Origin of the sequence: Corynebacterium sp. MSK158 (assembly GCF_030229085.1) — a bacterium.
Lineage (GTDB): Bacteria > Actinomycetota > Actinomycetes > Mycobacteriales > Mycobacteriaceae > Corynebacterium.
On the sequence record NZ_JASPHJ010000005.1, the window covers coordinates 73,715 to 95,978 of the forward strand.

At 57.5% G+C, this 22,264-nt stretch carries 21 protein-coding genes; 16 read left to right on the plus strand and 5 right to left on the minus strand.

Annotated elements, in window-relative coordinates; all coding sequences use genetic code 11:
* The first annotated feature begins 309 nt into the window (after positions 1–309).
* The 12 genes from ctaC (at position 310) to QP915_RS05615 (ending at position 13,513) form a co-directional block, all read left to right on the plus strand.
* The gene (gene ctaC, locus QP915_RS05560) at positions 310–1,383 is read left to right on the plus strand and encodes an aa3-type cytochrome oxidase subunit II (protein ID WP_284768507.1); all 1,074 of its coding nucleotides are present in this window, start codon (positions 310–312) and stop codon (positions 1,381–1,383) included.
* A 19-nt stretch (positions 1,384–1,402) separates the two neighbouring features.
* Complete coding sequence (gene ctaF, locus QP915_RS05565) at positions 1,403–1,834, plus strand: aa3-type cytochrome oxidase subunit IV (RefSeq protein WP_005328946.1); 432 nt, start codon at positions 1,403–1,405, stop codon at positions 1,832–1,834.
* A 547-nt stretch (positions 1,835–2,381) separates the two neighbouring features.
* Complete coding sequence (ctaE, locus tag QP915_RS05570; protein WP_430516378.1) at positions 2,382–2,993, plus strand: aa3-type cytochrome oxidase subunit III; 612 nt, start codon at positions 2,382–2,384, stop codon at positions 2,991–2,993.
* Between the two features lie 53 nt (positions 2,994–3,046).
* Entirely contained in the window at positions 3,047–3,934 is an 888-nt protein-coding gene (gene qcrC / locus QP915_RS05575; RefSeq protein ID WP_005324465.1) for a cytochrome bc1 complex diheme cytochrome c subunit, read from the plus strand.
* Positions 3,931–5,151 (plus strand): cytochrome bc1 complex Rieske iron-sulfur subunit, encoded by a 1,221-nt coding sequence (gene qcrA, locus QP915_RS05580; protein ID WP_239193586.1) that lies wholly within the window; start codon positions 3,931–3,933, stop codon positions 5,149–5,151. The genes qcrC and qcrA overlap by 4 nt, the downstream gene beginning before the upstream one ends.
* Positions 5,151–6,773: a cytochrome bc1 complex cytochrome b subunit gene (gene qcrB, locus QP915_RS05585; RefSeq protein ID WP_284768509.1), complete on the plus strand. Its 1,623-nt coding sequence runs from the start codon at positions 5,151–5,153 to the stop codon at positions 6,771–6,773. The genes qcrA and qcrB overlap by 1 nt, the downstream gene beginning before the upstream one ends.
* Before the next feature lie 957 nt (positions 6,774–7,730).
* On the plus strand, positions 7,731–8,360 hold the full coding sequence (locus QP915_RS05590) for a C40 family peptidase (protein ID WP_284765747.1): 630 nt from the start codon (positions 7,731–7,733) through the stop codon (positions 8,358–8,360).
* Between the two features lie 113 nt (positions 8,361–8,473).
* Positions 8,474–9,517: a C40 family peptidase gene (locus tag QP915_RS05595; RefSeq protein ID WP_284768511.1), complete on the plus strand. Its 1,044-nt coding sequence runs from the start codon at positions 8,474–8,476 to the stop codon at positions 9,515–9,517.
* Positions 9,518–10,621 (plus strand): glycosyltransferase family 4 protein, encoded by a 1,104-nt coding sequence (locus tag QP915_RS05600; protein WP_284768513.1) that lies wholly within the window; start codon positions 9,518–9,520, stop codon positions 10,619–10,621.
* A 38-nt stretch (positions 10,622–10,659) separates the two neighbouring features.
* Complete coding sequence (locus QP915_RS05605) at positions 10,660–11,592, plus strand: ROK family protein (RefSeq protein ID WP_225746707.1); 933 nt, start codon at positions 10,660–10,662, stop codon at positions 11,590–11,592.
* Between the two features lie 23 nt (positions 11,593–11,615).
* Entirely contained in the window at positions 11,616–12,356 is a 741-nt protein-coding gene (locus QP915_RS05610) for a lysophospholipid acyltransferase family protein (RefSeq protein WP_284768515.1), read from the plus strand.
* Positions 12,357–12,418: 62 nt separating this feature from the next.
* The gene (locus tag QP915_RS05615) at positions 12,419–13,513 is read left to right on the plus strand and encodes an acyltransferase family protein (protein ID WP_284768517.1); all 1,095 of its coding nucleotides are present in this window, start codon (positions 12,419–12,421) and stop codon (positions 13,511–13,513) included.
* On the opposite strand, the gene QP915_RS05620 is transcribed toward QP915_RS05615, so the two are convergent.
* A complete protein-coding gene (locus QP915_RS05620; protein ID WP_284768520.1) occupies positions 13,419–14,600 on the minus strand; it encodes a glycosyltransferase 87 family protein in 1,182 nt (393 codons plus the stop codon). The two genes, QP915_RS05615 and QP915_RS05620, sit on opposite strands and share 95 nt — an antisense overlap.
* A 74-nt stretch (positions 14,601–14,674) precedes the next feature.
* Between QP915_RS05620 and QP915_RS05625 the strand changes: the two genes are divergently transcribed.
* Positions 14,675–15,184 (plus strand): polyadenylate-specific 3'-exoribonuclease AS, encoded by a 510-nt coding sequence (locus QP915_RS05625; RefSeq protein WP_049377664.1) that lies wholly within the window; start codon positions 14,675–14,677, stop codon positions 15,182–15,184.
* A 44-nt stretch (positions 15,185–15,228) separates the two neighbouring features.
* Entirely contained in the window at positions 15,229–16,617 is a 1,389-nt protein-coding gene (locus tag QP915_RS05630) for a class II 3-deoxy-7-phosphoheptulonate synthase (RefSeq protein ID WP_284768522.1), read from the plus strand.
* Here QP915_RS05630 and QP915_RS05635 read toward each other — a convergent pair.
* On the minus strand, positions 16,614–17,966 hold the full coding sequence (locus QP915_RS05635) for a protein kinase domain-containing protein (RefSeq protein ID WP_284768524.1): 1,353 nt from the start codon (positions 17,964–17,966) through the stop codon (positions 16,614–16,616). The genes QP915_RS05630 and QP915_RS05635 overlap by 4 nt on opposite strands.
* A 10-nt stretch (positions 17,967–17,976) precedes the next feature.
* Between QP915_RS05635 and QP915_RS05640 the strand changes: the two genes are divergently transcribed.
* Positions 17,977–18,381, plus strand: coding sequence for an Rv2175c family DNA-binding protein (locus tag QP915_RS05640; protein WP_080970387.1), 405 nt, complete (start codon positions 17,977–17,979; stop codon positions 18,379–18,381).
* Here the strand turns inward: QP915_RS05640 and QP915_RS05645 are convergent.
* From QP915_RS05645 to QP915_RS05655, 3 genes are read right to left on the minus strand one after another with little or no spacing between them, the layout of a single operon-like run.
* Positions 18,350–19,840, minus strand: a complete 1,491-nt coding sequence (locus tag QP915_RS05645; protein WP_284768527.1) for an alpha-(1->6)-mannopyranosyltransferase A — start codon at positions 19,838–19,840, stop codon at positions 18,350–18,352. The two genes, QP915_RS05640 and QP915_RS05645, sit on opposite strands and share 32 nt — an antisense overlap.
* Positions 19,841–19,848: 8 nt before the next feature.
* Positions 19,849–20,928, minus strand: a complete 1,080-nt coding sequence (locus tag QP915_RS05650; RefSeq protein WP_239278979.1) for a polyprenyl synthetase family protein — start codon at positions 20,926–20,928, stop codon at positions 19,849–19,851.
* Positions 20,929–20,978: 50 nt separating this feature from the next.
* Entirely contained in the window at positions 20,979–21,533 is a 555-nt protein-coding gene (locus QP915_RS05655; protein ID WP_239278962.1) for a GNAT family N-acetyltransferase, read from the minus strand.
* Between the two features lie 227 nt (positions 21,534–21,760).
* On the opposite strand from QP915_RS05655, the gene QP915_RS05660 reads away from it, so the two are divergent.
* A complete protein-coding gene (locus QP915_RS05660) occupies positions 21,761–22,192 on the plus strand; it encodes an SAV_6107 family HEPN domain-containing protein (protein WP_239278961.1) in 432 nt (143 codons plus the stop codon).
* Positions 22,193–22,264 lie beyond the last annotated feature (72 nt).

Consider the following 22,264-nt stretch of genomic DNA (forward strand, 5'->3'; position numbering starts at 1 on the left):
CGGCTTAAGGAAACCTGCCGACTGCCTTGGAATTAGCTTCCCCGATAGGGGTGCGAACTTTCGGATGATGGCTCCACGGGAATGCTGTGAATTGGCGCACACGGAGTCTAGGGGTACTGGGGGTGCGGTTGGAACATTGTGCAGGTGGGGCGGTAACCTACCAAAAGGAGAATATGAAATGAGCACACTAGGTGCCCTTTTATGTCTTTAAACGGGCTGGGAATCTGGCAATTATCCTCTATTCTGATTGGGTAAGAGTGCTCTGTGAGTATTCGAGAAGTTTTGTGTGGACAGAAAGGCAGAACACACGTGGGACAGCGTAATAAGCGCACCTTTGCCCGCAAGGCGGGCGTAGCTGGCGCACTTGCCCTGGGTGGACTCGCTCTGGCAGGTTGTGACGTTCAGGCACCAACTGCTGTAGAGAACCTCCTTGGATTCGGTTGGCCGAAGGGTATTACTCCTGAGGCAGAGGCCATGTACAACTTCTGGATTTGGGTCTGGGTTGCCGCATGGATCGTTGGTTTTATTATGTGGGGCCTGTTCCTTACTGCAATCTTCCGCTGGAGCGCGAAGAAGGCAAAGAAGGATGGCAAGGGCGAGTTCCCGCGCCAGATCCAGTACAACGTTCCGCTGGAGATGGTTCTGACCATCGTCCCGATCCTCATCATCATGGGCCTGTTCTTCTTCACCGTTCAGACTCAGCAGAAGGTCACCGCCTTGGATAAGGATCCGAAGGTCGTCGTCGACGTCACCGCGTTCCAGTGGAACTGGAAGTTTGGTTACGCCGAGAACCATGTCAATGGTGAGAACTACGACGGTGCCGACAAGGAGCGTCAGGCTGAGGCAGAGAAGACTGCTCACGACCCTGAGGGTGTGGACAACCCGAACCCAATCCACGGCAAGTCCATGGGCGACCTTTCCTACCTGAACTACAACAAGATTGAGACCGTCGGTACCACCGAAGAGGTTCCGGTTCTGGTCCTTCCTTCCGATACCGCGATTGAGTTCCGTCTGGCTTCCGGCGACGTTTCCCACGCATTCTGGGTACCGGAGTTCTTGTTCAAGCGCGACGTCTACGCACACCCCGAGGCAAACGCTCAGGAGCGTAGCTTCCAGGTAGAAAAGATTGAGAAGCAGGGCGCATTCGTTGGCCGTTGTGCTGAGATGTGCGGTACCTACCACTCGATGATGAACTTTGAAATCCGCGTTGTCTCTCCGGAGGACTTCAACAAGTACCTGAAGTTCCGCGAGAACAACCCAGATGCCACCAACGCGGAGGCCCTGGAAGAAATCGGCCAAGACCCATACGCGGTAACCACCCACCCGTTCTCCGGCGAGCGTGACACCGCTAAGGGCGATAACTACGTGAACACCGCGGCATAAGAGATAAGGACACAACACAATGCGTGCAACATCGAAAGTCTTTTACTCAATCGCGACGTACCTTCTTGTCTCGCTGATTGTCTACATCTTCGGCGTCACCTTCGTTAAGGACGATGGCTACCTCTACGGTGCCGAGTGGGTTGGCATCGTGGGCATGTTCCTCGCCTTCCTGCTGTGCATGATGCTGGGTGCTTACCTTCACTTCACTGATGACCGCAGTGACGTCCTGCCAGAGGATTGGGAAGAGGCAGAAACTGAAGATGCCGCTGGCATCCTGGGCTTCTTCTCCCCAGGCTCCATCTGGCCGCTGGCTATGACTGGCGCCATTGGCCTCCTCGGCTTGGGAATCATCTTCCTCTACTTCTGGCTGATTGCCCTCGGCGCTGTCTGCCTCATCGCGGCCTGCACCGGCCTGTCCCTGCAGTACGGCCTGCCGAAGGAAAAGCACTAATTCCTCGATGTAAAGGAATCCCTGCCTAAAACTTCTCCGCCCTCCTAGTCATCATGGCTAGGAGGGCTTTGGCGATCCAGCGTCGTCTGTTGCGTCATAAAGTTCCCAAGATTTCTAAAAAGTTTTGCCGGTGGGGGAGTGACACCTGACTGTGTGGCGTATTGTCGACTAGTCTTCTTCTGCATTCTGGCACGTAGAAGCCGATTTTGGCGGGGGTCGTTCGAAAGTTGTAAAGCTGGGCGTTTAGGGGGTCCAGGAAATGTGATTTATCTCTCTGGATGACTGGGATCGGGTGCGCTACTTGGCGCATCGACAAGTGTGGGCCGCAGGCGTCTGGGGTGCTTAGGAATTTCAGGGTAGGGCCCGGCTGGTGGTGTCACCTGCATCAATGGGGCGTCGGAAAGCGGGGCAAAAAGTTCCCGTTTGGGGGAATATTGTTTTTGACCCTCAAGAGCTGAACGTTCGCTGGATGAAGCATCGAAAACGAATAGAGAAAGCGGGGGGAATCGAGGTGACTTTAACGCCCAGAACAGCCATAATAGCCACTGTGACGAGCGTAGTTTCTAACCAAGGTATGACAGCACCACGTGCTGCCTCGCTGAACCGACCCAATATGGTCAGCGTGGGCACCATCGTGTTCCTGTCTCAGGAATTGATGTTCTTTGCCGGACTGTTCGCGATGTGGTTTACCTCGCGAGCAAACGGTCAGGAAGGCGATTGGGCGGAGCACACCGCCCATATCAACCTGCCCATGGGTTTCCTCATTACGGCAGTGCTGATTTCTTCTTCTGTGACCTCGCAGTTCGGCGTGTTTGCCGCAGAAAGGGGTGACGTTTACAAGCTTCGACTCTGGTACACCGTGACGCTGGTACTGGGCGTTGTGTTCCTGGGTATCATGGCGTTTGAGTGGACCGAGTTGATTCACGCAGGTGTGACTGTGCAGTCCAGCGTCTTTGGTTCGGTGTTCTATATCATCACCGGCTTCCACGCTGCGCACGTAACCGCGGGTCTGATCTCTTTTGCAATCATTCTCGCCCGCGTTGCGAAGTCCAAGTTCACGCCGGCACAGGCGACCGCAGCAATGGCAGTGTCCTACTACTGGCACTTCGTTGACGTTGTGTGGATCGGCGTCTTCACCGTTATTTACTTGGTTCAGTAGCACTGGCCAAGATCCCCAAACAGTCCTCCCGTGTTCGAGTTATCTAAAGGAAAATGATGGATAACAATTCGCAGTCCGTGGCAGTGGAGCAGACCACTGCGGCGGCTAAGAAGACCCGCCGTCGCCGCAAGGCGAAGCGCACTCTTGCTGGTGGCTTCGCTTTGGCGATCGGCCTGTCCGGAGCGGGCGTCCTGGCTTCTGCCTTGACCCCGGACGCACAGGTCGCCACGGCGGAAAAAGATGACCAAGCTCTCGTCCAAGAGGGTAAGGACATCTATGACACCGCTTGTATTACCTGCCACGGTGCCAATCTGCAGGGCATCGAAGGCCGCGGTCCGTCCCTCGTTGGTATCGGCGCTGGTTCCGTGTACTTCCAGGTGCACTCCGGCCGTATGCCGATGATGTCTAACGACGCACAGGCAGAGCGCAAGGCACCTCGCTACACCGAACAGCAGACTCTGGCGTTGGCTGCATATGTTGCAGCCAACGGAGGCGGCGCTGACATTGTCTACAACGATGACGGAAGCGTTGCCCAAGAATCGCTACGTGGTGCTAACTACAATGGCGAAATCCAGGCAGAAGACGTAGCGAAGGGCTCCGAGCTCTTCCGCATGAACTGCGCTTCCTGCCACAACTTCACCGGCCAGGGCGGTGCCCTGTCCTCCGGTAAGTTTGCTCCGGAGCTGGCTCCGGCCAGCGAGCAGGAGATCTACCAGGCTATGCTGACCGGTCCGCAGAACATGCCTAAGTTCTCCGACCGCCAGCTGACCGCAGACGAGAAGAAGGACATCATTGCCTACCTCAAGTCTGCAAAGGAAACCCCTTCCCCAGCAGGTTGGGACCTAGGTGGTCTCGGCCCAGTAGCGGAAGGCCTGGCAATGTGGATTATCGGCATTAGCGCCCTGTGCGCTGCCGCTATGTGGATTGGATCGCGCTCATGAGCAATGTGAAGAAGAATTACACTAACGCTGAGCTCGACAAGATGAGCAACGATGAACTCGCTGCTCTTGGTACCGAGCTCGACGACGTCACCGTTGCGTTCCGCAAGGAGCGTTTCCCAGTCGAAGGCGACCCAGCAGAAAAGCGCGCTGGACGTAACGTTGCTATCTGGTTGTTCCTGTCCGTCATCGGCGGCCTCGGATTCCTTGGCGTTTACCTGTTCTGGCCGTGGCAGTACAAACAGCTGGGGGAGGAGGGCCACATTTGGCACACTCTCTACACCCCGTTGCTGGGTATTACTGCAGCCCTCGCAATTTGTGGCTTGGGCATCGCCATCGTCCAGTACGTTAAGAAGATCCTCCCGGAGGAGATCTCCGTTCAGCGTCGTCACGACGGTCCTTCCGAAGAGGTTGACCGCCGTACCCTGACCGCCCTTCTGAACGATTCTTGGAAGACCTCGACTCTTGGTCGCCGCAAGACCGTTCAGGGTCTGCTGGGCGGCGCCGGCGTTCTGTTCGGTCTAACCGTGATTGCTCCGCTTGGTGGCGCAATCAAGAACCCTTGGAAGGTTCGCCACAATATGAACTATGCCGGCGACGGCACCCTGTGGACTTCCGGTTGGACCCTGCACAATGAAGGTGTCAAGCTTTACCTGGCCCGCGACACCGGTACCATCGCGGAGAAGCACTCTGGCGAAACCGGTGAGCACTACAGCACCAAGGGTGTTACCCGCTTGGTTCGTGTGCGCCCGGAGGATCTGGCGGCAGGCGGCATGGAGACCGTCTTCCCGCTGGCAGAAGAAGACGTTAACGATGGCGACAAGTACGATGCCGAGCGCGATGTCTACGAGCACCACATGCACTCGATTCACGGCAACCGCAATGCGGTCATGCTGATTCGCCTGCGTCACAACGACGCTCAGAAGGCAATCGAGCGCGAAGGTCAGGAAGACTTCCACCACGGCGATTACTACGCCTACTCCAAGATCTGTACCCACATCGGTTGCCCGACCTCTCTGTATGAGGCGCAGACCAACCGAATCCTGTGCCCGTGCCACCAGTCGCAGTTCGACGCTTTGCACTACGGTAAGCCGGTCTTCGGCCCGGCTGCCCGCGCACTGCCACAGCTGCCTATCACGGTGGATGACGAGGGATACCTCGTTGCACAGGGCAACTTCATTGAGCCTGTCGGCCCGGCATTCTGGGAGCGTAAGTCATAATGAGCAATAAACTCGCCCAAATGGGCAACAACATGGATGAGCGCTATAGCGCCGCCGGCGTGTTGAGGACTCAGCTGAACAAGGTCTTTCCGACCCACTGGTCCTTCATGCTCGGTGAGATGGCGCTATACAGCTTCATCATTCTTGTACTGACCGGTATCTACCTGGCGCTGTTCTTCGACCCTTCCATCACCAAGGTCATATACGACGGCACCTACGCACCGCTTAATGGTGTAGAAATGTCCCGCGCATACGCCACCGCGCTGGATATCTCTTTCGAAGTTCGTGGTGGCCTGTTCGTGCGCCAGATGCACCACTGGGCAGCTCTGCTGTTCATGATGTCCATGGTTGCGCACATGCTGCGCATCTTCTTCACGGGCGCATTCCGTCGTCCGCGTGAGGCAAACTGGATTATCGGTTGCGCACTTATCCTGCTGGGCATGATCGAGGGCTTCCTCGGTTACTCCCTGCCGGACGACCTGCTTTCCGGTGTTGGTCTGCGAATCATGTCCGCCATCATCCTGGGTCTGCCGATTATCGGCACCTGGCTGCACTGGGCAATCTTTAGCGGTGACTTCCCGTCCGACCTGATGCTGGATCGTTTCTACATCCTGCACGTTCTGGTTATTCCGGGCATCATCCTTGGCCTGATTGCAGCCCACCTGATTATGGTTTGGTTCCAGAAGCACACCCAGTTCCCCGGACCGGGCCGTGCGGAGAACAACGTCGTTGGCGTCCGCATTATGCCGGTCTTCGCCACCAAGGCCATCGGTATGGGCATGATGGTGGCTGGCGTACTGGCGCTGATGTCTGGTCTACTGACCATCAACGCCATCTGGCTGCTTGGACCTTATAATCCATCCCAAGTTTCCGCTGGTTCCCAGCCAGATATTTACATGCTGTGGACTGACGGTGTTGCCCGTGTCATGCCGGCTTGGGAACTCTACATCGGCAACTACACCATTCCTTCCGCGTTCTGGGTAGCTCTGCTGTGTGGCCTCATGGTCGTCCTGCTAATGGCGTACCCGTTCTTGGAGAAGAAGTTCACCGGTGACGATGCACACCACAACCTGCTGCAGCGTCCGCGCGATGTTCCTACCCGCTCCGCTATCGGCGCTGCTGCCATCGTGTTCTTCCTGCTGGTTACCCTGTCCGGTGGTAACGACCACGTGGCACACTTCTTCCAGATTTCGCTGAACGCTATGACCTGGGTTGGTCGTATCGGCCTCATCGTGCTTCCTCCGATTGCGTACTTCATGACCTACCGCATTTGCGTTGGTTTGCAGCGCTCTGACCGGGAGGTTCTCGAGCACGGTATTGAAACTGGCGTTATCAAGCAGATGCCGAATGGTGCCTTCATCGAGGTTCACCAGCCGCTCGGCCCGGTTGATGCCGAAGGCCACCCGGTTCCGCTCGAGTACGCAGGCGCTCAGGTGCCGAAGCAGCTGAACCACCTCGGACTCGCTGACTCCGAGACCCAGGGCACCTTCAGCCCTGATGATTCGGCCCTCATGCACCGAGTACATGAAATCCACTCTGATAACCAAGACGAGGAAGCGGAGATGTTCCGCCGCCTCAACGAGGCTAACCGCCGTGAGGACGAGGAAAACGGCCGCATTTAGCCGCTTTTCCTGAGGATTACTCGAAACGCGCTCACAGAACCGCCCTTGCTCCTGCTGAAGGAGTAAGGGCGGTTTGCGTATGTACAGATAGATTCCGATCCCAGTTCTCATCCTTCTGGATGCTGCAGGAGTTGTTGAAGGGGAGCTGTTGCGTGCCTGTGAGTATTTATGAATCTAGAAGCACCTGAAGAACTGCTGCTGAAGCTTGTTGTGCAGCCGGTTTAGTACGTGTTCTGGTGCGCGGATTATCGATGGTTTGCGGTTTTGTCGTGCTTTACAGTTTCAGGAGCTTAGTGCGTGGGCTCAGGAGGGGGTGAATACCGAAAAGCTTTATTGCCTAGAGGTACGCTGCGCTCGTCGGTTGAGTGCCTTTGGGGCTTCAAGAAGCGGTTTAGCTAAAACGACCGCAAGGAAAGGTGGCAAAGCGGGGCGCCGTCGTGATGAAAGCGAGGCTCTAGACGTGCGTTAAAGGAGTGGCCTCGTGGAGGAGGAGGGACTCTCAAAATGTCGTAGTGTTGAAAGTCACAATTTAGAAAAGTCTTAATTGTTAAGCTTACTTTTAGTAAGGACACTTTTTGGTCGAATGCCCGGCATCCGCTGTCATTTGTGCAGCTTATGACCTCGAGGCGGTGGATTCTGGTGGGCGCCAGCATCCATATGGAGGTTAAATCTCGGCAAGGTCAACGGAAGGTAACGAAGCGATAACAAACGTTATTTTGGTGTCGCGAATGGACATTGCTTGTGATGATTTCGTAACCTATTCGAGACATTGAGTTACCGCCCGAAAAGGTGCTCAATCTAAACAGAAGAATTACAGCGCCGCATCTGGCCCTTCCTACTGAGGGGCCGAGTGGAGGAAATCCTAAAGGAATGGATTCCCAACGAACGCTAGTCCTCTAGGGTCAGAGCTTCTTTTGCAAGAGAAGTAGGCGCGCAGGAAGATTTGGAGTTTTACTCATGGCACAGCACCGTCGTCAGGGCATTAAGAACACCCGTCGCATCGCATCTACTGCAGCACTGGCTGCAACCGCAGCAGTCGTCGCACCCGGCGTCGCACAGGCAGCAGAGGTCGTCGTACCTAATACTGACTACCGCTTTGAGGTAGCAGGTCTGGAAAACGTCCCGAACATTGACCAGGTTCCGAACATCGACCGCTACGTTCCGTCCCTGGGTCAGGTTTCTAACCAGCAGAACACCAACTACGCAGCAGCTGGCCACAAGCAGGCCGCTCCGGCACAGCAGACCGTTGGCCAGAAGGCACTGGCTGCAGCGCGCTCCGTCATCGGCTCCCCGTACGTATACGGTGCCGCTGGCCCGAACGCCTTTGACTGCTCCGGTCTGACCAGCTGGGCATACGCTCAGGCTGGCAAGCAGATCCCGCGTACCTCTCAGGCACAGGCTGCCGCCGGTACCCCGGTATCCCTGGATCAGCTGCAGCCGGGTGACATCATCGCTTACTACGGTGGTGCTTCCCACGTTGGTATCTACACCGGCCACGGCACCATCATCGACGCCCTTAACTCCGGCGTCCCGGTTCAGGAGCGCGACCTGAACTACATGCCGATTCACTCCGCAGTTCGCTTCTAAGAAGCAGCGGATCTTGCCCTCCCCTTCGCGGGGAGGGCTTTGTCGTGCATCAGGGGGTAAAACCCGCTATAGTTAGTACGATTTTAAAATTTTCTTAGTCTAAGGGTCCTTACGTGTCTAAACGAGTACTTCCTGCAGCTGCAGTTGCAGCGGCTCTTTCTGTTACATCGGTTTCTGGGATTTCGCAGGTTGTTGCGCAGGAGGCCGCTCCACAACAGGAGAGTGCCACCGAAAATGTAGACGCCTTGGTGGAGCGCGTAGGAGAAGTTGCGCGCAAGGTTTCTGCCAAGAACGAAGAAGTAAAAGAGCTCGAGATCAAGCTTGAGGAGAAGCAGGCTGAGGTTGCTGAATCCGAGCAGGCCGCCGCTGAGGCGCAGATGCGTGCGGACGATGCGAAGGGGGATGTTTCCACCCAGCAGGACCGTGTCAATGGCATCGCACAGTCGCGCTACCGCGGTGATTCCCGTTCGGCAGTGTCTGGTGCCTTGGCTGCAGAAGATCCCTCCGATGCCGTAGAGCGCATGGGCTACCTCGGAGCACTGTCTCGCCAGGCCCAGCGCACCCTTGATGCGAAGGCTGATGCCGCGTCCATGGCGGAAGAGGAAAAGCATAAGGCTGCCGACGCCGCTACCAAGGTGCGCGAGGAAAAGAAGGCGCTGGAAGAGCAGCGCGAAGAGCTTCTCAAGGAAAAGAAGGAACTGGAAGAGCAGCAAAAGGACATCGAGAAGCAGGTGGACGCCCTCGATGAACAGCAACGCGAGGCCTGGGAAGGCCAGTTCGGCGGATCTGATAAGCCGGATATGGATCTAGGTGAGGTAGCTGATGGTGCTGCCTCGGCTGCCTTGTCGAAGCTGGGCGCCCCATATGGCTGGGGTGCGGCTGGACCCGATCAGTTCGACTGCTCTGGATTGATGTTCTGGGCGTATCAGCAGATTGGTAAGTCCATTCCGCGCACGTCTCAAGCTCAGATTGCCGGTGGCACATCGGTACCGCTGGAAGACCTGCAGCCAGGCGATATCGTGGGCTATTATCCGGGAGTAACGCATGTCGGCATGTACATCGGTGATGGCCAGGTGGTCCATGCCTCTACCTATGGCGTGCCTGTTCAGGTAGTACCGCTGAATTCCATGCCGATTACCGGAACGGCGCGGTACTAAGTGGCCCGCGTTCTGCTGGTAACTAATGACTTCCCGCCCAAGATTGGCGGGATTCAGTCTTACCTGCGCGATTTCGTAGCAACCTTAGATCCGCGCGATGTCGTAGTCTTTGCCTCAACCCAGGAATCACCGGCGGAATTCGATGCCGCGGTGGACTACAAGGTCATCCGCTGGCCTCGCCGTGTGATGTTGCCGACGCCCGCCACGGTTCGTCGGATGCAGGAGATCATCCGCACAGAAAATATTGACATCGTCTGGTTTGGTGCAGCCGCGCCCCTTGCTTTGATGGGCAAGGCCGCAAAGGAGGCGGGGGCCGCCCGTGTGGTAGCTACGACGCACGGGCACGAAGTGGGGTGGTCAATGGTGCCCGTTGCTCGGCAGTGCCTGCGCCGCATTGGTGACTATGCTGACGTGATTACCTATATCTCCGACTACACCCTGCGTCGGTTGCGTCGACCATTTGGACCGAATCCGCGCTGGGAGCACCTGCCTTCCGGAGTGAGCGTGGAGGGCCTTTCTCCGGCCACGCCGGAGCAACGCGCAGCGGCAAAAGCAGAGTTCGGAGTCAGCGGGCCGACCATCGTTTGCATTTCGCGGTTCGTTCCACGCAAGGGGCAGGATCAGCTTCTACGCGCTATGCCTCTCGTGCGTGAAGAATTTCCGGATGCACAGCTACTGCTTATTGGGCGCGGACGCTACCGCGCGGCTTTAGAGCAGCTGGCGGAAATCTACTGTCCAGACGCAGTGATTCAGGAAGCGGAAAGCATTGAGACTGCTTTGCACGCAGCGGATGTTTTTGCCATGCCGGCACGCACTCGTGGCGGTGGGCTAGACGTAGAGGGCTTGGGAATCGTCTATTTGGAGGCCCAAGCGTGCGGCCTGCCAGTTGTCGCCGGAGACTCCGGTGGTGCACCAGAGACGGTGACGGGGGAGACGGGAGTCGTCGTCAAGGGCGCCTCTGTGCCGGAACTAGCTGAAGCGTTGAAAGCTCTTTTGGCCGACCCGCAGCGTAGGCTTCACATGGGGCAGGCGGGGCGTCGCCATGTGGAAGAGAATTGGACGTGGCGGATAATGGGGCAGCGATTGCGGCAGCTGATGTCTTGATGTGACCCTAACCCGGTTGTCGGTATATTCTGTTATGCATGCTTAAGAAGAACTCCGCCGATCTGACTATCGGCTTCGACGTCGGTGGCACCAACGTGCGCGGCGGAGTGATCACTCGGGAGGGTGAGATCCTCGCGAGCCGCACGGTTCCCACTTCCATGGACGTCGAGCAGCTGGAAGCGGACATTGTGGGCATCGTCGATGAGCTGCGCGCCGACTATGAGGTGGACGCCGTCGGCCTCGCCTTGGCGGGATTTTTGGATCCTACGTGTGAGGTAGTGCGCTTCGCCCCGCACCTTCCCTGGCGGCACGCCAACGTCCGAGAATCGCTTTCGCAGAAGCTCGGTATGCACGTGCGTTTGGAGCATGATGCCAATTCCGCCGCGTGGGGTGAGTGGTGCTTTGGAGCTGGCCGCGGAGCAGAGGATTGGGTTTTCTTTGCGGTAGGAACAGGAATTGGCGCGACGTTGATGACGCATGACACCATCTACCGCGGTGCGTTTGGTACCGCCCCAGAATTTGGGCATATCGTGGTGGTCCCCAATGGTCGGCAGTGCTCCTGCGGCAAGCGAGGCTGCTTGGAACGTTATGCCTCCGGTACCGCGTTGCCGGATACCTGCGCTGATCTGCGTGGAAGCTATGAGACCTCGCTGCCGGCTGATCCCACAGGCAAGGAAATTACCCAGGCGGCGCGGCGCGGAGATCCACTTGCCGTCGCGGTGATGGAAGACTTCAGCCGGTGGCTGGGCCAGGGCCTATCCATTGTCGCTGATGTTTTGGATCCGGAGCTCATCGTGCTCGGCGGCGGCGTATCCCAAGATGCTGACCTCTACCTCGAGGGCGCTGCCCAAGCCATGGGACAGGATATTGTCGGGGCAGGGCATCGTCCCCTCGCACGTGTTGCCACCGCAGAATTAGGGTCGGCAGCGGGTATGATTGGCGTAGCCGATTTGGCCCGCAGCGGCCGTTAAAACTAACAAAGGACGACCTGGCGATGAAAAACAAGTGGTACTGGGCTTTTAAGCACATCTTTTTCGGACCTGCCCTGCGAGTATGGAATCGCCCGTGGAGTGAGGGCATCGAGAAAATCCCCGCTGAAGGCCCTGCGATTTTGGTGTCGAATCACCAGGCTGTCATGGATTCCTTCTTCTTTCCTTTGGTATGCCCACGTCAGATCACTTTCCCGGCTAAGTCGGAGTACTTCACCACTCCTGGCCTTGTTGGCAGCCTGCAAAAGTGGTTCTTTACCTCGGTAGGGCAAGTCCCTATCGAGCGCGATAGCGAGGACGCTGGCGACGCCATTGTGGAAACCGCAGAAGGTATTTTGTCCCGCGGCGATCTCTTCGGTATCTATCCGGAAGGAACTCGTTCCCCAGATGGCCGCGTGTACAGGGGACGCACCGGCATGGCGCGCATCGCCATGGAGACTAATCAGCCAGTATTTCCCATCGCGATGATCAATTCGCGCAAGGCCAATCCCATTGGCTCGTGGATTCCCCGCCCCTTCAAGGTTGGCGTGCGGGTAGGAGACCCCATCTGGCCGCATGAGTGGGCCAAGGAGCGCGGGATGAATCCGGCCGAGCATGAGACTATCCGCGCCTTCACCGACTTTGTGATGCGCAATTTGGCCGAGCTGAGCGATAAGCCTTATGTTGATGTGTACGCCTCCGATGTGAAGGCTTCGCTCAAAGCCGGCCATGGTTACCCCGCCGGCGCTGAATACAAGGGGAGGTAATCACTATTCCCAAGGCCCGCTTAGCTTGGCCAGATACCGCTAAAGGCGTATCCATTATCGGCGTGGTGCTCTTGCACGTCACGCTGGTGGTTCCGGAAGGTGAGCTAACGTGGTTGGCTGACCTAAACATGTGGCTGGATCCCCTTCGCCTGCCCTTGTTTTTCCTCGTATCCGGCTATTTCTCTACCAAGATCTTTCGCTATTCATTCAGCGAGCTTTTTACCCGCCGCCTGTGGTTCTTCCTCGTGCCCTATACGGTGTGGATGACCGTTGAGCTGTGGACTAAGCGCATCGAGTACCACTGGGTATTTGGTGATCCCTATCTGCAGCTTACTGATCTGCTCTATAACTTGCTGCTGGGCCATACCATGGCGTGGTTCATTCACGCGCTTATCTTTTTCAATATATTTTTGTGGGCCGTACGCAAGTTGCCCGCGTGGGCAGGCATTGGCCTGAGCTTTGCGCCGCTGCTGTTTATAGCGTGGCAGCATCATTACTACTTTATTGGCAAGGCAATCATGTTCTTGCCCATCTTCGTCGGTGCGGCCTATTTGCGCGGGCCTATTACGCGGTTTGCCGACGCCGCCGAAGCACCCTTCAAAGGCACCTTCCGCAAGGGCTCTATGTGGGCATATGGTGCGGCACTTATCAGCTACATCGCGGGACTTACCATCCGGCACACCTGGAATGCCGTCGAAGGCGAGGTAGCGGTGCAGTGGCCACTTCCAGGCGGGGACATTCTTGGCCGAGGCGATCTAGACCTGTTGATCCGCTTTGCGGAGCAGACGCTTGAAACCCCAGCGGGCATCGTTGGTGCTGTCCTTATTAGCCATGTTCCGGCTCTGTCCACTTTTGTAAAGTTCGTGGGCCGGCATACCCTGCCCATTTACTTGGCCCATCCAATCGGCATGACGCTGGGGTACGGCTTCTTCATGGCCCACCGCGATTATGTGGTGAGCCTTGCTGGCCAGTGGCCGATGGAAAATACCTGGTTCTGGATCGGAATGTGCTTCTTCTACTCCGCTGCGGCATCGGTAGCGCTTTGGGCCTTGGGGAAGGTCCCTATCCTTGGCTGGACGCTGGTTCCGCCGCGGATTGATAAGCGCCGGCCCGTCGTAGAGCCAATGGTAGCGAGCAAAGAACCAGCAGAGCGGTAACGATGGCGTAGTCGTTGCCCACGATATGCTGCCACCATGCCCAGTACAGCTCTTGGTCATTGGCGTGGGGGACGAGCCAATGACCGCGGGCCAAAAGCGCCAGCCATGTCAGCGCACCGAGCGCCCAGTGGTGCTGCGCCACTAGCAGCACACCCGCCAATACCAACCAAGTGAAGTGATGCGACCATGACACTGGCGAGCACAGGAGCGATACTGAAGCGGCCAGGAACATGAGTACCGCCTGGTTCTCCTGGGAGAGGCGCTCCATGGCAAACCACACGATGGCGACGACGAGAACAACGGCCACGAGCCACAGCTTTTCAGCGTGTTCGGGGACTAGGCGGCTAAACAAACCGCGCAGAGATTGGTTGGAGCTATAGGCAAGTCCACCGATGCGGTTGGAATCGCGCAGCGTTTCGCTCCAGTACTGGATGGAGCTATGGGGATTGCAGGCGAAGGCGATGAGCCCGGCTGCCAGGAAGGAACCGAGGGCGCTGAAAAATGCGCGCCATTCACGGCGAACGAAAAATACGGCAAGGAATACCGCAGGGGTGAGCTTGATCGCCATAGCGATACCGGTAAGCACGCCCCTGCCACGGCCGGGGCGCAGCCAGAGAATATCGACCACAACGAGTGCGGTAAGCAGGATATTGACCTGACCGAAGCTAAAGGTCTCCGTTACCGGCTCAGTAAGCATCGCTGCTAGAAGCGCCCAGCCCGCCCAGCCAGGGCAATCAACGGCACGCAGGACCAAGGCTACGCAGCACCACAGCGCAAGAAAGGAGGCTATAGAAACCAGGATGCTTGCAGCAGTGAGGGGAATCCAGCTCAGTGGGGCAAAGAGCAGCGCCGCAAAAGGCGGATAGGTGAAGGGAAGGGAGACATCGCGATTGCTGCCAACGAGGTAGTCCTTGGCATAGAGGTCGCTGCCAAAGCCGGCCCCGCCTTCGCGGTAAACGTCCAAGTCAATGTGGTAATACGTGGAAAAATGACCAGAGAAAAGCTCCGGGATATCGATGAGCCACCAGAGGGCCACGAGGGCAGAGAGGCACAAGGGCAAAGCAGTAAACCACAAAGATTTCTTCACGCCAGAAGTGTACAACCGTCTCTTTAAGGGGCCAATTTATCGCCGCAGACTAGGCGGCAGTAGGCTTGGGAGACGTGCGCTACTTCTATGACACCGAATTTATCGAAGATGGACAAACCATTGAATTGGTCTCCATCGGCATCGTCGGTGAGAATGGCAGCGAGTACTACGCCGTGTCTACGGATTTCGATCCGTCCAAGGCCAATTCTTGGGTCAAAGACAATGTATTGGCCAAGCTGCCCAGCCCGCGGGACCCAGTGTGGAAACCTCTGGAGACCATTCGCACGGAGGTCTTCGAGTTCTTGACCCAAAGCTCAACTCCGGTAGAGCTATGGGCGTGGGTAGGCGCTTATGATCATGTGGTTTTGGCGCAGCTATGGGGCGATATGGCTGGACTGCCTAAACGCATGCCCCGCTATACCCGCGAGCTGAAGCAGTACTGGGAGTTTGCGGGGCGTCCCAGCCTGCCGGCTGTCCCTAAGGGCAATCACGATGCGCTTGTCGACGCCCGCCATAACCTCGCCAAGTTCCGTGCCTGCGCCCAAGTGCTTCCGCTGTCAAAGGGCAATAGAATTAATATCTAGAATTTAACTAACGCGCGATAGGCGCTTGATGGTTAAATAGCAGTGTGAGTTGGACAGTAGATATTCCGCAAGGCGTACTGCCAGACCTTCCGCCATTGCCCGCCGGCATTGACGAGGTCTTCCAGGACGTCATCAAGCGTGACGCAAAGCAGCAGCCCAGCTGGGATACTTCCCAGGCCGATAACGTGCGCAAGATTCTCGAGTCCGTGCCGCCCATCGTGGTTGCGCCCGAGATCGAGGCGCTCAAGAAGAAGCTGGCAGACGTTGCCTTGGGTAACGCCTTTTTGCTGCAGGGTGGCGATTGCGCGGAAACCTTTGAGTCCAATACTGAGCCGCATATCCGTGGCAATGTGAAAACGCTGCTGCAGATGGCCGTGGTGTTGACCTACGGCGCATCCGTGCCCGTGGTTAAACTCGGACGCATCGCCGGCCAGTACGCCAAGCCACGTTCTTCCGATACGGACTCCAATGGTTTGTTGAATTACCGCGGTGACATTGTCAATGGCGTGGAGCCGACCGATGAGGCTCGTCGCCACGACCCGGCCCGAATGATCCGCGCTTACGCGAACTCTTCGGCGGCAATGAACCTGGTGCGTTCTTTGACCTCTTCCGGCACTGCGGATCTTTACCGCCTGCATGAGTGGAACCGCGAGTTCGTGCGCAAGTCCCGCGCTGGTGCTCGCTACCAGGACTTGGCCCGGGAGATCGAAAACGGTTTGAACTTCATGAATGCCTGCGGCGTGCACGATGACACCCTGCGTTCAGCCGATATCTACTGCTCGCACGAGGCATTGCTGAAGGACTACGAGCGCTCCATGCTGCGCTTGGGCCAGGACAATAACGGCGATACCAAGCTCTACGATCTCTCTGCGCACCAGGTATGGATTGGTGAGCGCACTCGTGGCATCGAAGATTTCCACGTGAACTTTGCGGCGATGATTGGTAACCCAGTGGGCATCAAGCTGGGGCCGGGCGTCACCCCGGAGCAGGCCGTGGAGTATGCGGAAAGGCTGGACCCGAATCGCGAGCCGGGGCGCCTGACCATGATCTCGCGCATGGGCCACGATAAGGTGCGCACGGTTCTGCCTGCCATTGTCAAAGCAGTGGAAGACTCCGGCCACAAGGTGGTATGGCAGTCCGACCCGATGCACGGCAATACCTTCACCGCCTCCAATGGCTACAAGACTCGCCACTTTGACAAGATTGTGGATGAGGTCCAAGGCTTCTTCGAGGTTCACCGCGAACTGGGCACCCACCCGGGTGGCGTACACCTTGAGTTCACCGGTGAAGACGTCACCGAGTGCTTGGGCGGCGCCGAGGACATTACCGACGTGGATCTGTCGGGCCGCTACGAGTCGGCCGTGGATCCGCGCCTTAATACGCAGCAGTCGCTCGAGCTGTCCTTCCTCATCGCGGAGATGCTACGTAACTAAATCCACAGGTTCGGCGTCATGCCGTATAGCGAGGAGCCGAACCACCACCCGCCGATAGCCACCGCGCCCACAGCAATCGCGACCACTACTAGGTAGAGCACTAGTGACAGTGGATTGCGGTTGGTCAGCGGACGCTCGGCGGGTTCTTCATGCGCGTTCTGGACCGGTTGCTCGGGGACAGAAGCAGGTACCGGTGCAGGCGCAGAGGCAGCTGCTGGGGCAAATGGTTCGAGTGGGGGCTCGGGTGCGGAAAACGGCTGTGCTTGGGGGCGTGACAATGATTGCGGCTCCGGTTCTGGAGCGGCCCCGGCCTGTGGCAAATCCAGTTTCGTCTCAAAGCTAAGTCGCTGCGGTGGGATGACTTCTGTCGGGCCACCGTCGAGATGCTCCGTTTCACCCTGTGGAATGCTCCGGGTAGGTTCGAAAATCTCAGTGGCTCCAGTGCCCGAAAAATCCGTAGGTGCTTGTGCCGTGCGCGCCGCGGCAGCGTTTCTTGGCACAGGGATGGTCACGTCCGGGAGATCAAGCTCCCGGCAGACATCATCGAGCGCCTCGAGGAATTCTCCGGCGTCGGCGAAGCGCTCGCGGGGATCGCGGGCGGTGGCGGTGGCCACGAGGGCGTCGACAAGCTTGGGCACCCCAGAAATCCGCGAGGACGGCGCGGGGACATCGGAATCCAAACGGGCCGTGGCATGCGCTAGGGGAGTATCCCCCGAGAAAGGAACGGTGCCGGTAAGAAGCTCGAAGAGGACAATGCCGGCTGAATAGACATCAGAGGCCGGCGTAATTTCTTCGCCCGTGACCTGCTCCGGCGCGAGATAGGATACGGTGCCCACGATCATGTCCGAGGTAGCCTCGGCATTGGTGGCACGTACCAGCCCAAAATCGCCTACCTTTACCCGGTGGTGGGAGGTAATAAGCACATTATCGGGCTTGATGTCGCGGTGGATGAGCCCGGTCGAGTGCACTTCTTCCAAGCCGCGCAACACATTGCGCAGGGTAGAGGCGGCCGCCTGCACAGGAAAGGGGCCACCTTCAGCCAATAGCTCGCGTAGCGTACCGCCATCGATGAGCTCCATGATGAGATAGATGGGCTCGCCGTCAGCGGAAAAATCGTGAATAGCCACGAGATTGGGATGCTGCAGACGGGCCATGGCGCGAGCCTCGCGAGAAAAACGCTTGATAAAGACCGGGTCATCGGAATAGCGCTCGTCCATGACCTTGGCCGCGACCGCTCGCCCCAGCCGCATGTCCACGCAGCGATAGACGGTAGACATGCCACCGCGGGCAATGGGGCGATCGATCCGGTAACGGTTCTCCAGAACGTCACCAATTTCCAACCTAGTCATGCTTCCCAGTATGGCTGATCATCTAGCCCGCGTTAAAGTAGAGAACGTGACTAACCAAGAAAAATCCCTCGATTCCTTGCTCGCAAACGAAGAACTGCTCAGCATGCAGCAGGTGGCAGAAAAGCTAGACCTGCCCATCACCCGCGCTTATGACCTGCTGCAGGACCGAAAGTTTATTGCCTGGGATTCCCCAGAAGGAAAGCGCGTGCCGCTAGCCTTCTTCAACGACAAGGGCGTTATTGCCAAGCACGTAACTGCGGCAATTACCGTGTTGACAGACGGCGGCTATAAGGACGACGAAATCTTCAAGCATCTCTTTACCGAGGATGACTCGCTGCCGGGCCGCCCGATCGATGCCCTGCACGGTCACCTTGCCCGCGAGGTTATTCGGCGCGCGCAGGCTGCCGCTTTTTAGGCACGTCTTCAAAGATCCACTGGGTGGCAAACCATGCCACCACAATCATGCCGATGACCCAGAACCAGTTGTAGAGCTGGTGATTGCCATCGCCAGAGAACGAGACGCCGATAAACAGGGCCACGCCGGTCGTGAATTTGATAAGCCAGAGCGGCGGCCGGAAGGTGCCCATCAGGGTGAAGATTGAGGCGTAGTACCACGGCAGAGTCACGGCATTGAAAACAAAGGCAACTTGGTACGCGGCCGCGGTGCCCATAATGGCGTCGCGGTTGTCCTTGCGGCAAAGCCACCACACCGCCACCAGCCCAATGAGCATGCAAGCCATGGCGATGCTGCGCAGGACGGCCAGGATGGCGTTATAGGACGCATCCGGCATAAATATTTGTACCGCTGGGAAGATAATATCGGTGGCCAAGGTGGGACCTGCCAGCGGGTTAATCACCTTGGAATTGCCGCTTACCTGCGATAGCCAGCCCCACGACGTGCCGGAAACCCACGTGATGAGGGCCACTGCGGCGATGATTTCTGCCACTGCGGCGATGCCAGATAGCACAAAGACAGCAAGTTGTCGCCACTTACTGGAGCCCTTGGGAGCGTAGTGGTGGAGCATCATCCATACGATAAACGGTGCCGCAATAACCGCAGTTGCCTTCATAGCCACGGCCGTGCCCACGAGGATGAGGGCGGCGTGGAAGCGCTTATGCAATGCCGCTAGCAGGCCGATAGACACGATCCCCACCATGAGTGACTCATTATGCATGCCGCCGATAAGGTGCAAGATAATGACTGGATTAGCTACACCAAGCCACAGTGCTACCGCAGGATCCGCGCCGAGTTTGCGGGCGATGCGGGGGATTGACCAGGCGATGGTAACAAACCCGAGCAGAGAAAGAATCTTATAGATCACCACGCCTGCAGTGACGTTATCGCCTACCAGGCTGGTGACCAGTTCTCCTATCCACAGGTGAAGGGGACCATAAGGCGTGGTGGTATTGCGCCAATCTTGAGATACCTCAAGGAGGAAGGGTCCGGGGTTAACGGCGGCACCTTCGGTATACGGGTCGAAGCCATCGCGAACCATAGCACCTTGCATGAGGTAGGAATACACATCGCGTGAGGCCAATGGCCCGGCTAATAAAAGGGGAGCTACCCAGGCGATGAGGATGCGCTGGATGTCGCGCAAGCCGCCCTCGGGGAGAGGATTTTTGAGCTGCGGGCGAATGATGGTGCGCCCAGCTAGCACCCACGCTGCGGCTAAGAGGAAAATACCCACCCAGTACAGCGCGAGGCCGAGATTGCGCCCGTGTCCATAGGACAAGAAGCCGATATTTAATGCTTCGAGGAGTCCTCCACGGTTGCGGGTGGCACCGCCAGAGAAGGACGCGAGCAGTAAAATGCAGGAGGCAGATAGCCCTAGCGGCAGCGCGCGCGGAATGGGAAAAGAGTACGTCTTTGCCACGGCACAACCTACTTGCGGCGAGCAGTAGCCTTGATAGCCAACTGCTCTAGGGTTTCGGTGACCGCGGGATCTACCTGTGCGGAGTGCAGGTGTTGCAGTCCCGATTGTGTTAGGGAATCGATACGGCGCTCAATTTCTTCTGGTGCGCCCGAATCAGCGATGATCTGGGCCAAGCGCGATAGCTCCTGGGGATCTGAGGTGCGGCCAATGAGCTTGCGCAAGGTAGCAGCAGCTTGTGGATCAGACTCATCCGCGCGCTGGAGCGCTAGCGCTAGAAGTTCGGTTCGCTTGCCTTCGCGCAGGTCATCACCGGCAGGTTTGCCGGTCACCGCGGGATCGCCAAAAACACCCAGCTGATCGTCACGCAACTGGTAGGCAATGCCAATATCGTGCCCATAGCCGCGGAAGGCAGCGATAAGTTCCTCGCTTGCACCGGCGATAGCGGCGCCCAAGTGCAGCGGGCGTTCAATGGTATAAGCGGCCGTCTTATAACGGTTGACCGAATTGGCAAGCTCTACCGATTCGGAACCTGCCGCCTCCAAAGAGATATCCAAGAGCTGCCCGCCGATAACCTCAGTGCGCATGCCGCGCCAGGGGCCGCGAGCACGGTGCAAAGCGGCCGCACTCAGGCCGGAATCTTGGAACATGTCCTCTGCATACACCAGTGCTAAATCGCCTACCAAGATTGCCACGGAGGTGCCGAAGAACTCTGGATCCCCTAGGTACTCCGATTCGCGGTGCAGCTTTTCGACGCCCCGGTGCACCGTAGGATTGCCGCGACGGGTATTGGAAGCATCGATAATGTCATCGTGGATAAGGGCGCAGGCCTGGATAAATTCCAAAGAGGCGGCCGCGCGGAGCATGGCCGCGGGATCTTCTTCTCCTCGACCTGCGGCGAGGTAGCCCGCCCAGGCGTAGGTAGGTCGTACTCGCTTGCCACCGTCAAGCACGAAGGATTCCAAAAAGCTCACGGCCTTGGTCACAGGGGCGCCGATTTCGGCCACCTGCTCTCGGCGTTGATCGAGAAAGGTGGCGAGTTCCTCGCGCACCGCACCGGGGATGTCCGCAAGCTCAGGAATATTCTGCATAGTCACACCCCACACGATACCGGCTAGGCTGCGCAAGAAATAACAGAGGTTTACAGCGGCAGGCTTGCGCCCAATATGGCAAAGGGGCGAGCATCGGCGGGGTAGAGATGATCACGGAGGACATCGAAGAAGCCGACGGCTCTATAAAGACGGAAGGCACCGTTATCCTCGTTCGGCACCTCGGGTGTGGACAACAGCGCATAGCGCGCCGGGGCATTCCACAGCAATCCTTCCAAAAGCTTTCTGCCTAGGCCGTGCCCCTGGTACTGCGGCAAGACGTGGATCTCAGCCAGCTCAAAGTAGTTGCGCACAATGTCCCACTGCTCTTCGGTGGGCCCGCCTTGTAGGCGGAGCCCGCGGCGAAGTTCAGCGTCCCACCAGCTATCTGGGGAGCCTAAGAACCCATAGGCCACGCCGACGATGCCATTTTCATGGGTGACAATCTGCGCGCCGAATCCGGGGCGGGTCACGTCATTTCGCCAGCTTGAAATGCGGCTATGCAAGATTGCGGGATTGTAGTGCATTGCCTCGATGTAAATCTCAACCAACTGTGGGGCTAGCAGGGAGAATTCTGGCGGGGTTAGGCGGCGAATTTCAAAGCTCACTCTTCCTATGACACCAGAAGTCTGTGGCGGAGGGAAAGCAGGGCTCGCTATGTTCTTCGAAATTCACAAAATTGAATCGAACAAGAAGTCTGTAAAAAGCGTGTGGCCAGCTATTAACGTTGCTTAAATCGAACAGGTGAACTATGCTCGGGGGTGAAATGTCTAGCGGCTTGCTTAGGGTCAGGGGCAGTTCAACGACGTTATTTATTTAGTTAAGGACAGAGGCAATGGCACAGATTATTTCGGCAACGCGTACCCATTCTCTTGGGCGAGAAGGTGGCAAGCGGGCACGTTTTCTCTTCCAGGCGCGAGAATTATTAGACGCTGCGCGCGGTTATGCGGCTGAGGGACGATTCGATCAAGCTTTAGAGGTGGCGTACCAATCGGCTTTACGTACTGCTGGCGCACGAGTAGCTGCATCTGTCGTGGCTCGGCGCCGCCGCCTTCCCTCCAGTGCATGGGATCGGTTAGCGCTCGTCGGTGTGGAAGGCAAACGGTGGGCTGAATCCTTTAAGGGATATTCGCGGACTCGTGCGCGCGTGTCTTCGGGGCTGGATGAAGCGCCGAGCGAGGAATATGTTTATGGTCTCATGCAGCATGCCGCACAATTTTTGGATGAAAGTGAGACAGGGACTACTTTCGGCGCTTTTGCTGCGTAGTCACTCCGTGGGGGCGCTCACTACCTTTTGGGGAACATACTGATTATTCTGGGCGTTAGTATAGGTAGAACC